The 1,215-nt window shown below is 50.9% G+C and carries 2 protein-coding genes; one reads left to right on the plus strand and one right to left on the minus strand.

The window, feature by feature from the left end; all coding sequences use genetic code 11:
- Positions 1–1,017: histidine kinase dimerization/phospho-acceptor domain-containing protein (locus KDK16_RS00480; protein ID WP_257274216.1), on the plus strand; the 1,017-nt coding region annotated here is incomplete at its 5' end.
- Here KDK16_RS00480 and KDK16_RS00485 read toward each other — a convergent pair.
- On the minus strand, positions 1,012–1,215 hold a 204-nt coding region (locus tag KDK16_RS00485), incomplete at its 5' end, for a hypothetical protein (RefSeq protein WP_257274217.1). The two genes, KDK16_RS00480 and KDK16_RS00485, sit on opposite strands and share 6 nt — an antisense overlap.

Raw genomic sequence — 1,215 nt, forward strand, 5'->3', positions numbered from 1 at the left:
GTGCTGATATATCTGGTCTCAAACTTCACCTGTATGTCCCCCGAAGAACGTTCAGCCGCCAGTGCCTGTCAGGTTGAAAGCAACAGCCGCAACGATCAGAAAGTTCCTGAAGCCAAGTCTGCTCATGATTTCCATGAAATGCTGAGTAAACCTCTGGGAGGACGGGTGGCGCATAAGGAAGTGTCCAGAGCACTCAGCGATCTCAACATGAGAGAAGATGAAAACCGCCCTCATGCTCTTCGTCGTCTGAGGGAGCGGATCGAGAAAAACCTTTCGGGTCTGATGGGGCCAAGCGTAGCCCACGATATTGTTGACACCTTCTTGCCCTGGGATGAAAACAAGGGCTACGTTGCCCGGGATATTCATTTCATGGAATCACGGCTTGAAGCCTATCACAGTCGATTGAGCGGTCTGGCCGGAGAACTGGATGACCTGAGGCGCTACCATCGGGACATTCTGAATAATCTTCCTATGGCCCTCTGCTCAGTGGATGCGGCTGGAGAAATCATGCTCTGGAACCAGGCCATGAGCCACATGACCGCTATCCCGGCCTCAGAGGTTCTGGGCAGCCCTCTGAACCGGATTCCAGAGCCCTGGAATGACATTCTCAGCAACTTTGCCCGGATAGACAGTCAGCACCTGCCTAAACATGGTGTAGAAATTAATGGGCAGTTGCGTTACTTCAATCTTCACAAGGCCAACCTTGAAGCACTGGTGTATGGTCCCAATGGCAACAAGGTGATGCTGCTGGAAGATCATACAGAGAACCAGATGCTTGAAGATCAGCTGTTTCACAGTGAACGACTGGCCTCCATAGGACAGCTGGCGGCCGGTGTCGCTCACGAGATTGGCAACCCGGTCACCGCTATTGATTGTCTGGCTCAGGAGCTGAAAGCCCTCTCAGAAGAAGGCGATACCCGGGAAGTAGCGGGCCAGGTACTCGAACAAACGCAGAGGATTTCCAGAATTGTTCAAATGCTCATGAACTACTCCCACAACGGTAAAAATCGATCATAAACGAGCACTCATGAACCCGTTGATCTTTTTACCAGTGTTCAGGAGTCTATCAGCCTGTTGCAACTTGGACGAAAGAGCAGCAATATCAGCTTTCTTAACTTGTGTGATCCGGAACACAGAGTGACGGGCAATCCACAGAAACTGCAACAGGTTTTCATTAACCTGCTGAATAATGCGGTAGATGCTTCCGATGAGAAC

It is taken from the genome of Endozoicomonas sp. SESOKO4 (assembly GCF_024606275.1).